Raw genomic sequence first — 13,604 nt, forward strand, 5'->3', positions numbered from 1 at the left:
ACGGACCGAACACGGAATCCGCCCGAACTCGCGCCGGGCGGGCGCCCCCGGCCTACCCTGGATGACGGCACAACCGCACACCCTCTGGCGCCAGTTGACTGACGGGGGAGTCGTCTTGAGGGATCAGCTCGCCGAGAGAGGCGACCTGCTCGCGCTGCTCACGTCCCATCTCACGGGCACCGAGGTGGCCGGCCGCCGGCAGCGCCGCGCCTGCGCGGCCCTGCCGCCACCGGTCGTCGCCGTCGTCGGCGGCCGCGGCACCGGCAAGACCCACGCCTTCACCCGGCTGCGCGACGTCTGCTCACCGGTCACCCCCACCGCCTACCTCGACTGCGCCGACCCTGCGCTGCGCACCGCCGTCGCCGAGGCGCCCGAGGCGCGCTCCCTGGTGACCGAGGCTCTGCGCGCCCTGGGCATCGGCGTCACCAGCAGCGGGCCGCCCCGCACCGGGACCCTCGCCATGACCCGGCTCTTCGCCGGGCTGGTCGCCATCGCCTCCGGCGGCTGGAACGCCGACCGGGACGAACGCATCACCGCCGAACTGCGCCGCCTGGAACTGATCTCCCCGGCGCGCGGCACGGGATCGAACGCGGTCCGGGAGTGGGCGGCCAAACTCGTCGCCGCCTACGCGGCGATGCCGCTGCCGCTGCCCCCGGTGCAGAAGTTCATCGAGGTCTCGGTCGAGGTCCTGGTGGGCGAACTCCTCCAGCGCGGCAGCCGCCGGGCGGTCGACTTGTACGGCGGCTATCCGGGCGCGCAGGGCAACGCCCGGCTCGGACTGACCCTGCTCGGCAGCCACTTCCGGATCGGCGGCGACCAGCGCCGGCGCGCCGAGTACTTCCTCGGCCAGGCGCTGCGGGCCGACCTGGAGGCCGCGTACCGCACCACCGGAGGCTGGCTGCTGCGCACCGGCCGCCCCCTGCTGCTCCTGGACAACGCCCACGAGGAGCCGGGCGAGCAGCTGGTGCGGGGCTGCCTCACCCACCGGGCGACCGGGGAGAACGACCGGGTGGTCGTCTACGCGGCCTTCCGCCGCGGCGACACGCCCGCGCTGCGGGACGCCCACCGGCTGCCGTCGCTGACCTCGGCCGTGGCCCTGGCCGGTCAGCGGGGCGACGCGCTGTGCCGGCGCCCCCTGGTGGTGGTGCCGTACCCGCCGCTGCCGCCCGCCGGTCCGGAGACCTCGGACGGCCTGCTGAGCCATGTGGACCCGGAGGCGATGCTGCCGCCCGGACTGCCGCGCGCGCTCTACCGGTTCACCGACGGACGCCCGCTGGCGATGACCCGGATGACGGACGCCATCGAGGAGATACGCGCCTCGGCCGCTGCCACGGACCCCGGCCCGGGCCCCGGCCCGCTCTCCTCGCTGACTCTGCGCTCGCTGCTGCGCCACCGCCCGGCCGGCGGGTCCCTCCGGCCGGGGCCGGGCCCCACGGTGGCGGCCCTGCTCCGCCGGGAGCTTGCCCCGGGCGAACTCGGCGAACTGCTCACCCTGGTCTCCCCCGCGGCGGACGCCCGGGCCGCCGATCTGCTGCTGCCGCCCGCCGCCGCCCTGACCACCCCGGAGCTGCGGCACGCGCTCGACGAGGACGGCTGGCCGCGCTGCGAGGAGCACTTCGTCGGCGACCACTGCCTGCGCACGGTGCTGCTGCACGAGCTGTGGCACCTGGACGCGGACCACTCCTCCTGGCTCGGCCTGCACACCCGGCTGGCGATGCACTACGCGACCGGGCCGTCCCCCTGGCGGCAGTACCGGCACGAGCTGGCGACCGGCCGGACCCGCAACGCGGTGGCGTATCTGACGGGTTCACTGGACCGGGCGGACACCGGGGCCTGGCTGGCGGAGCTGCTGCTGATCGCCTCCGCGCCCGCCTTCGACGGCCTGGAGCTGCGGCGCGCGACCGCGTTCACCGGCGGGCACCGGGACCCGGCCCGGCGGGTGGCGCGGCTGCTGCACACGGCCTGGCTGGCCCAGGACCGGCTGGAGCTGCCGGAGGCGCGGCTGGAGACCGCTGCGCACGGGGCGCTGCACGCGCTGCGGGACGACGTGGCGGACAGCTCCGTGCTGACCGACGCCGCCGCGCGCTGGACGGAGAGCATCAGATCGGGGCGCCCGCTGCGGGAGTGCGCCTGCTCACGGCGGGGACGGACGGACGGGGGGACGGATCCGTGAACAACCTGACCAAGATCCTGATCGGGGCCGGGGCGGCGCTGTCGGTGCTCCTCGGAGTGCTGTTCCTGCCCGGCGTCCTGGACCCGGACCGCTCCTGCGCGGCCGGGGTCGCCCGGCCCGAGGGCAGCGAGGAGTGCGTGGGGGTGTCCGGCAGCGGCTACGCCTTCGGTGTGGCGGAGATCGCGGACGTCGCCCGGGCGATCGGGGAGGAGAACCGGGAGGTCGCGGCCTCCGGCGAACAGGCCGTGGCCGTCGCCGTGCTGATGCCGTTCAGCTCCCGGGCGCCCGAGCAGCTGGTGAAGATGCGGCACGAGCTCCAGGGCGTGTACATCCAGCAGCGGCTCGCCAACCGCGCGGAGGGCCGGCCGCCGAAGATCCGCGTCCTGCTCGCCAACACCGGTGATCTGGGCCGCCACTGGGAGGGTGTGGTCCGGCAGCTCACGGGGATGGCGGACGACGCGGTGCCGCTGCGCGTGGTGACCGGCATAGCGACCAGCAACACGGTGAACAAGCAGGCCGTGGCGCTGCTCTCCCGGCACCGCATCCCCATGGTGGGCTCGACCATCACGGCCGACGACATCGCCGGTGTCCCGGGCCTGGCCCGGGTCTCCCCCACCAACAAGGACGAGGCCCGCGCCCTGGTCGCGCACGCCAGGGCCGTGGACCGCAACGCCCTCTTGGTCTACGACACCCAGCCGAAGGACAACTACGCCCGCACGCTGCGCGAGGCGTTCGAGGAGCAGCTGCCCGACCAGGTCTACGACGCCCGGCCGTTCACCTCCCACGAAGCCCCGGACAATCCGGGCAACCTGGGCAATGTCTTCAACAGCATCGCCCACTACATCTGCGACACCGAGGCGCACACCGTCTTCTTCGCGGGCCGCCACACCCCGCTGCGCGTCTTCGTCTCGGAGCTGGGCCGGGCCGGCTGCGCCGAGCGGGGCTTCACCGTGTTCACCGGCGACGAGGCCTCGTACCTCGGCTCGGACCCCCTGGTGGACCGCGAGCCCCTGGAGCGACGCCCTGGTGAGAAGCGCCCGCGGGTGACCCTCAAGTACGCGGCGCTGGCCCATCCGGACGCCTGGGTGAGCGCCGGCGGGCGGACCCCGCCGCGTACCGGCGGCTCGGAGGCCGCGTTCCGCCGGCTCGCCGACGCGCTGGCCGGGCAGAAGGACGAGATCGGCCCGAACGACCTGCACGACGGCCAGACGATGATCGGCTACGACGCGATGGCGACGGCGGTCCAGGGCATCCGCCGCGCCACCGGCTCCGCCGGCGAGGCCCCCGCCCTGGACGACGTCTCCGCGCAGTGGCCCCATCTGACGGGCTCCCTGCGGGTGAACGGCGCCAGCGGCTGGATCTGCCTGGACACCGACGGCAACCCGCGGAACAAGGCGGTGCCGATCGTCCGGCTGACGGCCGACGGCTCGCTGCGCTTCGAGGAGTTCTCCTGGCCGGAGGGGAAGGCCCCGCCGGAGGACTGCGTCTACACCAAGCGCCCGGCGTCCTGAACGCGCCGGGCGCGCCGCCGGGCCAGGGCCGTGTCCGGGCCGGTTCCGGGCCGTGTCCGGAACGCCCCCGCCCGGTCCGCGGCGTTCCGGAACGTCCCGCCCCGCGTCAGACGCCCGCGTACGAGTGGAGGCTGTTCACGAACATGTTGACCCCGTAGTAGTTCCACAGGAAGCACAGGAACGCGATCAGGGCGATGTACGCGGCCTTGCGGCCCTTCCACCCGGCGGTGGCGCGGGCGTGCAGATAGGCGGCGTAGGCGACCCAGGTGATGAACGACCAGACCTCCTTGGCGTCCCAGCCCCAGTAGCGGCCCCAGGCGTCGCCCGCCCAGATCGCGCCCGCGATGATCGTGAACGTCCACAGCGGGAAGACCGCCGCGTTGACCCGGTAGGAGAACTTGTCCAGGGAGGCCGCGGAGGGCAGGCGCTCCATGACGGAGGTGGCGAACTTCCCGGGCCTGCCGCCGCGGGCGAGCTTCGCCTCGTAGGAGTCGCGGAACAGGTAGAGGATGCTGCCGACCGCGCCCAGGTAGAAGACCGCGCCGCAGAAGATCGCGGTGGAGACGTGGATCCACAGCCAGTACGAGTCCAGCGCCGGGACCAGCTGGTCGCTCTCGGTGTAGAGGACGGTGACGGCGAAGCCGAGGTCCAGCAGGACCGTGGTCACCAGCGGCAGTCCGGCCCAGCGCACGTTCTTCCCCGCGAGCAGCAGGGCCAGGTACACGCCCACGGCCACGGTGGAGAACGTGGTGGAGAACTCGTACATGTTGCCCCACGGCGCGCGCTGCACCGACAGGGCGCGGGTGAGGACGCCGGAGGCCTCCAGCAGGAAGGCGAGGACGGTCAGCGAGACCGCGATCCGCCCGTAGAGGTCGCCCTTCTCGGTGCCGCCGTGCGCGCCGGGGCCGTCGGGCACGTCCCGCGCGCCGCTCACGGCCCGGGTGACGACCTTCGGCTTGTCGAGCACCGCCGTCCCGCCGTCCTTGCGGACGGTGACCGCCGGGGCGGCCCCCGCCTTCTCCGTCCCCTCCGCCGGCCGGGCGGTGAGGGCGGCGGCGGTGCGGGCCACCTTGCTGCGGCTGCCGAAGAGCCACTCGGCCATGTGCGCGAAGAAGGCCAGGGTGTAGACGGCCATCGACGAGTAGATCAGGTAGTTGCTGATCTGCGCCAGGTTCTCGTTCGTCGCTGCGGCGAGCGTTGTCGCGGAGAGATTCACCTCTCGGCTCCTTCGGCGGTTGCGTCCACTGGTTCGGGCGCCGTCGGCGCCTCTGCGTTGAGGGTCAGGGCCAGTTCGGACAGCTCCTCGGGGAGCTTCGCCGACTCGCTGCGGCCCAGGCCCGCCATCTCCACGACGGTGACGCCGTCCTCACCGCGCACCGCCCGCACCCAGACCCGGCGGCGCTGGACGAACAGGGAGGCCGCGAGGCCGCCGATCGCCGCGACCGCGCCGCCCAGCGCCCAGCCGGTGGCGGGCTGACGGGTGATCTGGAAGGTGGCCCACTCCTTGACGTCCTTCTCGAACGTGATGGAGCCGGCGCCGTCGGGCAGCTCCATGGTCTCGCCCGGCAGCAGCCGCTGCTTGAGGACCTCGCCGTCGGCGCCCTTGAACTGCTTCATCTTGCGCGTGTCGAGCTGGTACACGTTCTGCGGCAGTCCCGCGTCGACGCCGAGGCTGCCGCGGTAGCCGGTGAGCGCGAGGACGGGGAACTCCAGGCCGGGGAACTGGGAGAACATGTCGCCCTTGCCGGCTCCGGCGAAGGTCGGCACGAAGAACGCCTGGAAGCCCAGCTGGTCCTTCTTGCCGTTCTTGTCCCGGTATCCGTCCATCACCTTGATGGCGCCGGTGGAGGTGACGTTGCTGTCGATCGGCAGCAGCGGCACCGCGTCCTGGAAGACGATCTCGCCCTTGCCGTCCCGCACGGTGACCACGGGCGCGTAGCCGTGGCCGTTGAGGTAGACCTTCGTCCCGCCCACCACCAGCGGCCGGTTGACCTCGACGATCTGCTTCTTCTCGGCGCCGCCCGGCTCGGACCAGGTGACGGCGGCCTCATAGGTGCGGGGGGTGCCGCGCTGCGGGCCGCTCTTGGCGTAGGTGCCGGTGAAGCTGTCCAGCGAGAAGCTGAACGGGTCGAGGTCGTCGACGCCGAACATCGAGCCGGACTTGAAGTTGTCGTACTGGGTGAGCGTGTTGGAGAAGCCGCCGCCCTCGACGACGAGCTTGCCGCCCTCGGACTTGAAGAGCTGCCCGGCCGCGAAGGCCACCAGGATCACGATCAGGGAGACATGGAAGACGAGGTTCCCCGCCTCCCGGAGGTAGCCCTTCTCGGCGGCGACCGCGTCCCCGGCCTCGTGCGCCCGGAACCGCCGCCCCTTCAGCATCGCGAGGGCCGCCGCGCGCACCTGCTCCGGCTCCGCCCCGGTCCGCCAGGTCGTGTACGCGGGCAGCCGGGTCAGCCGGCGGGGCGCGCCCGGCGGGCGGCTGCGCAGCTGGCCGACGAACTGCCAGGAGCGCGGCACGATGCAGCCGATGAGGGAGACGAACAGCAGCAGGTAGATCGCGGAGAACCAGACCGAGCTGTAGACGTCGAAGAACTGGAGCTTCTCGTAGACCGACGCCAGGGTCTCGTTGCGCGCCTTGAACGCCTGGACCTTCATCTCGTCCACGTCGTTCTGCGGGACGAGGGAGCCGGGGATGGCTCCGAGCGACAGCAGGAACAGCAGGATCAGCGCGACCCGCATGGAGGTGAGCTGCCGCCAGAACCAGCGCGCCCAGCCGGTCACCCCGAGGGCGGGGCCGCCGGCGGGCTGGTCGCCGGCGCCCTCCACGGGAGCCGTGGAGAGCTGTGCGCCGGCCGCGCCGAGCTCACGCTCCTCGGTCTCCGCGGTGTCGTTCACGCCTGCCTCGCCCATGTCCCTAGATCCCCACCTGGAAGCCGTTCGCCCAGCTCTGCATCGACTGGACCATGGTGTCCCAGACACCTGTGAGCAGCAGCAGACCGGTCGCGATCATCATCGTCCCGCCGATCCGCATCACCCACGCATAGTGCTGCTTGACCCACGCGAAGGCGCCCAGCGCCTTGCGGAAGGCGACCGCCGCGAGCACGAACGGGACGCCGAGTCCGAGACAGTACGCGACGGTGAGCAGCGCCCCGCGCCCCGCGCTCGCCTCGTTCGCCGAGAGCAGGGTCACCGCGCCGAGCGTCGGACCGATACAGGGCGTCCAGCCGATCCCGAACACCGCGCCGAGCAGCGGCGCGCCCGCGAGCCCGGACACCGGCCGCTTGTGGATGCGGAACTCGCGCTGCGTCAGCCAGGGCATCAGCCCCATGAAGAAGACGCCGAGCAGGATCATCAGCACACCGGCGACCCGGGTGAGGATCTCGCGGTTCTGCTGGAGGGTCTGGCCGAAGAAGCCGAACAGCGCCCCGCCGGAGACGAACACGGCCGTGAAGCCGAGGACGAACAGCGAGGCGCCGATCACCATGCGCCCGCGCCGGGCCTGCGCGAGATCGGTGCCGGTGACACCGGTCACATACGACAGATAGCCGGGCACGAGCGGCAGCACGCACGGCGAGAAGAACGACACCAGACCGGCGAGCAGCGCCAGCGGCAGGGCGAGCAGCAGGGCGCCCGACGTCACGGTGCCCTCGATGCCGGAGGCCGCGATCAGTGTGCCGCCGGACGGGCCGGCGGCCAGGAGGTGGGTGTGCACCGGGTCACTTCTCCGCGATCAGCGGATCGATCATCTTGCGCAGCTCCGCCTCGTCGATCTCCCGCAGCGCCCGCGCCGCGATACGGCCCTCGCGGTCCAGGACGATCGTCGACGGGATGCCCTGGGGCATCAGGGTGCCCCGGGGGAAGCCGTTGACGACCAGCTTGCCGATCGGGTCGTAGAAGCTCGGGTAGGTGATGCCGTAGTCCTTCTCGAAGGCGATCGCCTGGCGCTTGGCGCCGTCCCGGGTGTTGATGCCGACGAACTCGACGCCGTCCGCCTTCTTCTCCTTCGAGACCTTGGCGAAGTGCGGGGCCTCCGCGCGGCACGGCGCGCACCAGGAGCCCCAGACGTTGATCACGACGACCTTGCCCTTGAGGTCCGCGATGTCCAGCCGGCTGCCGTCCAGGGTCTCGCCCTTGAGCTCGTTGGGCGGACGGCGGTCCGGCGCGCGGACGGTCTCGACGCCGCCGCCGGCGGCGACGAAGTTGGTGTCGCCGCCGCCACCGGACTTTCCGCCGTCACCGCAGGCGGACAGGGTGAGCGCACCCGTGGCGACCAGGGCGGTCAGCAGGGCGGCGCGGCGTGCACGGCTGAAGCTCATGTGAAAAGTTTCGCATGGGCCCGGCGGCGATCTTCCGGGCCCCCCTGCGTGCCCGATCGGTCCCGTTGTCAGGACGCCTTAAAGAATGTGTTCCACCCGCCGGCGGGCGTCTGACCGACGTCCAGGGTGCGCAGTTTCGCGAGCACCGCCGGGTCCTGCACGTCGAGCCAGTCGCAGAACTGCCGGAAAGAGACCAGCCGTACGTCCTTCTTCCCGGCCATGTCCTTGAGCGCCTCCTCGACGGCGTCCATGTAGATGCCGCCGTTCCACTGCTCGAAATGGTTTCCGATGAACAGGGGTGCGCGATTCGACTCGTAGGCGCGGGTGAATCCGGCGAGGTACGCCTCGGTGGCCTGCTTCTTCCAGCCCGGATAGCGCGAGGGGACGCCCTTCGTCGAATTCCCGGACTGGTTGGCCAGCATGTTGTAGTCCATCGACAGGACCTCGAAGGAGCGCCCGGGGAACGGGACCTGCTGGAGCGGCAGATCCCACACGTCCATGCGCTTCACCGGCCAGACCTGGCGGCCGCCGGGCGAGGACGCGTCGTAGCGCCAGCCGCGCTTCCTGGCCTCCGGCAGCAGTTTGTCCTGCCCGAGCAGGCACGGGGTGCGGCCGCCGACGAGTTCCTTGCGGTAGTCGAAAGGCAGCGGGTCGACGTCCGTCCAGCCGCTGTTGGTGCGCCATTCGGTGACGAACTTCACAGCCTGGTCGATCTCGCTGCGCCAGTCCGCGGTCGTCCAGTTGCCCACGGATCCGGAGCCGGCGCAGAAATGCCCGTTGAAATGGGTGCCTATCTCATGGCCGTCGAGCCACGCCCGGCGCACGTTCTTCAGCGTGTCCTTGATGTGGTCGTCGGTCAGATAACCGATGTCCGAGGCACCGACGGAATTGTTCGGCGGACGGTAGAGGGTCTTCTTGGACTCGGGGAGCACATAGATCCCGGAGAGGAAGAACGTCATCGCCGCGCCGTGGTCCCGGGCGAGATCGAGAAAACGCGGGAAGAGACCGTTTCCGACCTCGCCCGCGCCGTCCCAGGAGAAGACGACGAATTGCGGCGGCTCCTGGCCCGGTTCGAGCGGCACGGGCCGGGCGGGCTGGTTCGGCTGCTTGCCCGTGTCCGAGGTGGAGCCGTCGCCGATCGGCCGCCCGGCGGTCGTGGACGGCGAGGGCTTCGGGCCGCCGTCCCCCTTTCCGGCGCCCTTCCCGGCGCCCGAGCCGGCCTCCGGCCCGCCGCCGGAGCTCCCGCCCGTGCCGCAGGCCGCGAGTGTGACGGCGGCCGCCGTCCCGAGTCCCGCGCCCAGCAGTCCCCTTCGTGTGATGTCGCGCATGACGTCCCCTCACCGCGCCCTCCCGGTCGTCGAGGGCACATGTACAACCGGCACAGGGAGAGATGCGGCCGGGCGAGGCGGGGTTCCTGCCACGGTGGCCGAATTTCCCCGGCGGCCCGCCAGCCGCCAGGGAATCAGCGCCGCGACCAGGGAAACGGCCTGCGGATCACAGGAGAAAAGGATCAAGGACCCACTGAAACGATCACGCCAGTGGGGTGCGGCCGGAGTCCGGGGGCGCACCGCGGGCCCGGCGCGGTGGGCCCGCCGCACCCTGGGGGCCGGCGCGCCCGCGCCGACCGCGCCACCCGCGCCACGTCCTACGCGCCGAACGCCTTGGACTTCCCCTTCACCGGCTTGGCGCCCGCCAGCAGGTGCTTCGGCACCAGGTCGCGCGCCGGCTCCGAGTACCCCACGGACACGATCCGGTCGCCCCGGTAGGTGAACGTCGTCAGCGAGGCGAGGGTGCACTGCCGGCGGCGGGGGTCGTGCCACAGCCGGCGCTTCTCCACGAAGCTGCGCACGATCCAGATCGGCAGCTGGTGGCTGACGCACACCGCCTCGTGCCCGCGCGCCGCGTCCTTCGCCGCGTCCAGCGCGCCCATCATCCGCACGACCTGCTCGATGTACGGCTCGCCCCAGGACGGGCGGAACGGGTTCGTCAGGTGCTTCCAGTTCTCCGGCCGGCGCAGCGCCCCGTCCCCGACGCCGAAGGTCTTGCCCTCGAAGACGTTGCCCGCCTCGATGAGCCGCCCGTCGGTCTCCAGGGTCAGCCCGTGTGTCTTGGCCACCGGCTGCGCGGTCTCCTGCGCCCGCTCCAGCGGGGAGGCCACGACATGGGTGACATCGCGGACGGCGAGGTGCTCGGCGACCCGGTCGGCCATCCGCCGTCCCAGCTCGGAGAGGTGGTAGCCCTCGCGGCGGCCGTAGAGGACACCGTCCGGGTTGTGCACCTCGCCGTGGCGCACCAGATGCACCACGGTGATGTCGTCCGCGCCCGGCACGCCCGGGCTCACGCCGTTGGTGCTCATGCTGTCGCCTCCGCGGCGGCGCGGGCGGCGGCGGGCAGCGCGGCGGCGATCCGCTCCACGGCCCGCTCGTCGTGCGCGGTGGACACGAACCAGGACTCGAAGGCGGAGGGCGGCAGATACACGCCGTCCGCAAGCATCGAGTGGAAGAAGGCGTTGAAGCGGAACGCCTCCTGCGTCCGCGCGTCCTCGTAGGTGCGGACCTCGCGGGAAGTGAAGAACACCGAGAACATGTTGCTCGCGCTCTGGAGGCGGTGGGCGACGCCCTCCTTGGCCAGCGCCTCGGTCACCAGGCCCTGGATCTCCTTGGAGACCGCGTCGACCTTCACGTACGCGGCCTCGTCCAGCAGCCGCAGCTGCGCGAGGCCGGCGGCGGTGGCGACCGGGTTCCCGGAGAGGGTGCCCGCCTGGTAGACGGGGCCGGCCGGGGCGAGGTGCCCCATCACGTCGGCGCGCCCGCCGAAGGCAGCGGCCGGGAAGCCGCCGCCCATGACCTTGCCGAAGGTCATCAGGTCGGGCACCACGCCGTCGACGCCGAACCAGCCGGCGCGCGAGGTGCGGAACCCGGTCATCACCTCGTCGGAGATGAAGAGGGCGCCGTTCTTGGCACAGGCGTCCTTGAGCCCCTGGTTGAAGCCCGGCAGCGGTGGGACCACGCCCATGTTGCCCGGGGACGCCTCGGTGATCACACAGGCGATCTCACCGGGGTGCGCGTGGAACGCCTCCCGCACCGCCTCCAGATCGTTGTACGGGAGGACGATGGTGTCCCCGGCCTGCGCGCCGGTGACCCCGGGGGTGTCCGGCAGCGCGAAGGTGGCGACACCGGAGCCGGCGGCGGCCAGCAGCGCGTCGACATGGCCGTGGTAGCAGCCGGCGAACTTGATGACCTTGGACCGGCCGGTGAAACCCCTGGCCAGGCGGATCGCGGACATCGTCGCCTCGGTGCCGCTGGACACCAGCCGCACCTGCTCGACGGGCGCGACCCGGGCCACGATCTCCTCGGCGAGCGCGACCTCGCCCTCACCGGGCGTACCGAAGGACGTGCCGCGCGCGACCGCCTCCTGCACGGCCCCGACGACCTCGGGGTGCGCGTGCCCGAGGATCATCGGCCCCCAGGAGCAGACGAGGTCGACGTACTCGCGCCCGTCGGCGTCGGTCAGGTACGGGCCCGTGCCGGACACCATGAACCGGGGCGTACCCCCCACGGCGCGGAAGGCACGGACGGGAGAGTTCACGCCGCCGGGCGTCACGAGGGACGCGCGGTCGAAAAGCGTCTGCGAAACTGGGGCGTCATAGGGAAAGCTCACGGAAACCATGGTCTCAGAGGCTTCGGCGATCTTGCGGACAGGTGTTTCACCGCACGTTCGTGGGGGAGGTCACTGTCACGATGATCTGGTTGCGCGGCGGGGGCTGCGAGTGGTCGGGTGGAGATATGCATCGCGGTGGCGGACTGGGCGAGGGGACCGACGACCTGGGTCCCGAGCCCGCCCGGCGTGGTAGACACCGCCGAGGCGAAGCGGATGAGCCCTTGGGAGGCAGGAGCGGCCGGTTGGGGGTGACCTACAAGTACTTCGGCGCGCCAGACGGCGCGACGGCCGCACGCGTGCCCATCTCCATGCGCCCCGAGGAACTCGGCGGCGACGAGCTCGGCATGGGCGGCATGTTCACCAAGATCAAGCCGGAGACCATAGCCGCGATGGTGCTCACCGGCATCCAGGGCATGCCCCTGCACAAGGTGCCGCCCCTGGAACTGGTCGTCCTCCACCCCGACTACGCGGTCGTCAAACTGCCCATGACCGCGGTCGACCCCCTGCGCGACATCGGCGAGGAATCGGTCGGCGCGGCCGCCTTCATCTGGTCCACGGTCCCGGACCGCGGCGGGCCGCGGGACGCGTTCAACGTCTACCAACTGCTGCACGAGTGGCAGGATTTCAGCCATCGCCTCCACGAGGCGGGGCATCAGCCGTACTGCCTGGTCTGGCCCTGACGCCACCGGAGCCCCCCGGCTCCCTCCCACCACCGCCGAGCCCCCGCCGCCTTCGCGACGGGGGCTCGGCGGTGGTGGGCCTCCCCACGCGCGCGAAGTCCCGCCGCCCCACCGGGCGGGCCCCGGAGCCGGGTCCGCGACGCTCGGTCCAGGGCGCGAGTACCTTGTTGCACATTAGTTGCAATTGCGGGGCGAGTGCGGGAAGAGGCGGGCGGTCGTGGGTTCTCCGACGGCGGGCGAGTTGACGCCGGGCGACATCGTGCACGCGGCCGTCGACCCGGAGTGGCGGCTCGGCGCCCGGCAGGCACACTCCGGGACGCATGTCCTGCACGCGGCGCTGCGCGAGGTCCTCGGCCCGACCGCGCTGCAGTCCGGCTCGTTCAACCGGCCCGGGTACCTCCGTCTCGACTTCCCGTGGCGCGGCGCCCTGTCGCCCGTCGTGCGGAGCGAGGTCGAGGAGGCGGCGAACCGGGCACTACGCCGCGACCTGCCGGTCGGGGTGCGCTGGATGACGCTGCCCGAGGCGAAGGAGCTGGGCGCGCTCGCGCTGTTCGACGAGACGTACGGGGAGAAGGTCCGGGTCGTCGAGATCGGCGGGGCGTGGTCCCGGGAGCTGTGCGGCGGCACGCATGTGGAGCATGCCTCGCAGGTCGGCACGGTCGCCCTGACCTCGGGGTCCTCGGTGGGTGCCGGGATGCGCCGGCTGGAGGCGGCGGTCGGGATCGAGGGCTTCGGCTATCTGGCGCGCGAGCGGGACCTCGTCACGCGGATCGCCGAGGAGATCGGAGCACCGCGCGGGGAGCTGGCCGAGCGGGTGTCGGGCCTGCTGGAGCGGCTGAAGGCGGCGGACCGGAAGAACGCCCGGCTGCGGCAGCAGGCCACCGCCGCGCGGGCGGTGGAGCTGGCGGGCGGTGCGGTGGACGTGCACGGGACGCAGGTCGTCACGGCGGTGGCCGAGGGGGGCGCTGCGGAGGCGCGGGGGCTGGCCACGGCGGTGCGCGGCCTGCTCCCGGCCACCGCGCCGGGCGCGGTCGCGGTGGGCACGGGGTCGGGGAACGTGGTCGTCGCGCTGAACAGGGCGGCGGTCTCGGCGGGCCTGAACGCCTCGGAGCTGGTGAAGCGGCTCCTCGGCGGCCGGGGCGGCGGCTCGGCGGAGATCGCCCAGGGCGGCGGCCTCCCGGCGGACCGGGTGGCCGGGGCCCTGGCGGACTTCCCGGGGCTGGTGCCGGGGGCGGAGTGAGGCGGGGTGGCGGGGTGCGCCCGG

At 72.5% G+C, this 13,604-nt stretch carries 10 protein-coding genes and 1 pseudogene; 4 read left to right on the plus strand and 7 right to left on the minus strand.

Annotated elements, in window-relative coordinates; translation table 11 throughout:
* Positions 1-115: 115 nt before the first annotated feature.
* Both C593_RS0112485 and C593_RS29530 read left to right on the plus strand, forming a co-directional pair.
* Complete coding sequence (locus C593_RS0112485) at positions 116-2,173, plus strand: hypothetical protein (RefSeq protein ID WP_018847622.1); 2,058 nt, start codon at positions 116-118, stop codon at positions 2,171-2,173.
* Positions 2,170-3,684, plus strand: coding sequence for a type 1 periplasmic-binding domain-containing protein (locus tag C593_RS29530; protein WP_158686835.1), 1,515 nt, complete (start codon positions 2,170-2,172; stop codon positions 3,682-3,684). Before C593_RS0112485 ends, C593_RS29530 begins: the two co-directional genes overlap by 4 nt.
* Positions 3,685-3,790: 106 nt before the next feature.
* Here C593_RS29530 and ccsB read toward each other — a convergent pair whose 3' ends face one another.
* From ccsB to hemL, 7 genes are all read right to left on the minus strand, one after another.
* The gene (gene ccsB, locus C593_RS0112495; RefSeq protein WP_018847624.1) at positions 3,791-4,900 is read right to left on the minus strand and encodes a c-type cytochrome biogenesis protein CcsB; all 1,110 of its coding nucleotides are present in this window, start codon (positions 4,898-4,900) and stop codon (positions 3,791-3,793) included.
* Entirely contained in the window at positions 4,897-6,594 is a 1,698-nt protein-coding gene (resB, locus tag C593_RS0112500) for a cytochrome c biogenesis protein ResB (protein ID WP_018847625.1), read from the minus strand. The genes ccsB and resB overlap by 4 nt, the downstream gene beginning before the upstream one ends.
* Positions 6,595-6,598: 4 nt before the next feature.
* Entirely contained in the window at positions 6,599-7,396 is a 798-nt protein-coding gene (locus C593_RS0112505; protein ID WP_018847626.1) for a cytochrome c biogenesis protein CcdA, read from the minus strand.
* A 4-nt stretch (positions 7,397-7,400) separates the two neighbouring features.
* On the minus strand, positions 7,401-8,000 hold the full coding sequence (locus tag C593_RS0112510) for a TlpA disulfide reductase family protein (RefSeq protein ID WP_018847627.1): 600 nt from the start codon (positions 7,998-8,000) through the stop codon (positions 7,401-7,403).
* Positions 8,001-8,068: 68 nt separating this feature from the next.
* Complete coding sequence (locus C593_RS0112515) at positions 8,069-9,328, minus strand: hypothetical protein (RefSeq protein ID WP_018847628.1); 1,260 nt, start codon at positions 9,326-9,328, stop codon at positions 8,069-8,071.
* 317 nt (positions 9,329-9,645) lie between these two features.
* Positions 9,646-10,356 (minus strand): histidine phosphatase family protein, encoded by a 711-nt coding sequence (locus tag C593_RS0112520; protein ID WP_018847629.1) that lies wholly within the window; start codon positions 10,354-10,356, stop codon positions 9,646-9,648.
* Positions 10,353-11,669: a glutamate-1-semialdehyde 2,1-aminomutase gene (gene hemL / locus C593_RS0112525; RefSeq protein ID WP_078521420.1), complete on the minus strand. Its 1,317-nt coding sequence runs from the start codon at positions 11,667-11,669 to the stop codon at positions 10,353-10,355. Before hemL ends, C593_RS0112520 begins: the two co-directional genes overlap by 4 nt.
* 116 nt (positions 11,670-11,785) lie before the next feature.
* On the opposite strand from hemL, the gene C593_RS0112530 reads away from it, so the two are divergent.
* Together C593_RS0112530 and C593_RS0112535 are read left to right on the plus strand one after the other, a co-directional pair.
* The gene (locus C593_RS0112530; protein ID WP_078521423.1) at positions 11,786-12,340 is read left to right on the plus strand and encodes a hypothetical protein; all 555 of its coding nucleotides are present in this window, start codon (positions 11,786-11,788) and stop codon (positions 12,338-12,340) included.
* Between the two features lie 229 nt (positions 12,341-12,569).
* Positions 12,570-13,580: pseudogene (locus tag C593_RS0112535) on the plus strand (DHHA1 domain-containing protein); the annotation flags it as partial.
* Positions 13,581-13,604 lie beyond the last annotated feature (24 nt).

It is taken from the genome of Streptomyces sp. CNT372 (assembly GCF_000377145.1).

Coding starts and splice junctions, on each gene's coding strand:
- resB (WP_018847625.1), bottom strand. CDS start 6,594: ATGGGCGAGGCAGGCGTGAACGACACCGCGGAGACCGAGGAGCGTGAG.
- C593_RS0112510 (WP_018847627.1), bottom strand. CDS start 8,000: ATGAGCTTCAGCCGTGCACGCCGCGCCGCCCTGCTGACCGCCCTGGTC.
- C593_RS0112515 (WP_018847628.1), bottom strand. CDS start 9,328: ATGCGCGACATCACACGAAGGGGACTGCTGGGCGCGGGACTCGGGACG.
- C593_RS0112520 (WP_018847629.1), bottom strand. CDS start 10,356: ATGAGCACCAACGGCGTGAGCCCGGGCGTGCCGGGCGCGGACGACATC.
- hemL (WP_078521420.1), bottom strand. CDS start 11,669: ATGGTTTCCGTGAGCTTTCCCTATGACGCCCCAGTTTCGCAGACGCTT.
- C593_RS0112530 (WP_078521423.1), top strand. CDS start 11,786: ATGCATCGCGGTGGCGGACTGGGCGAGGGGACCGACGACCTGGGTCCC.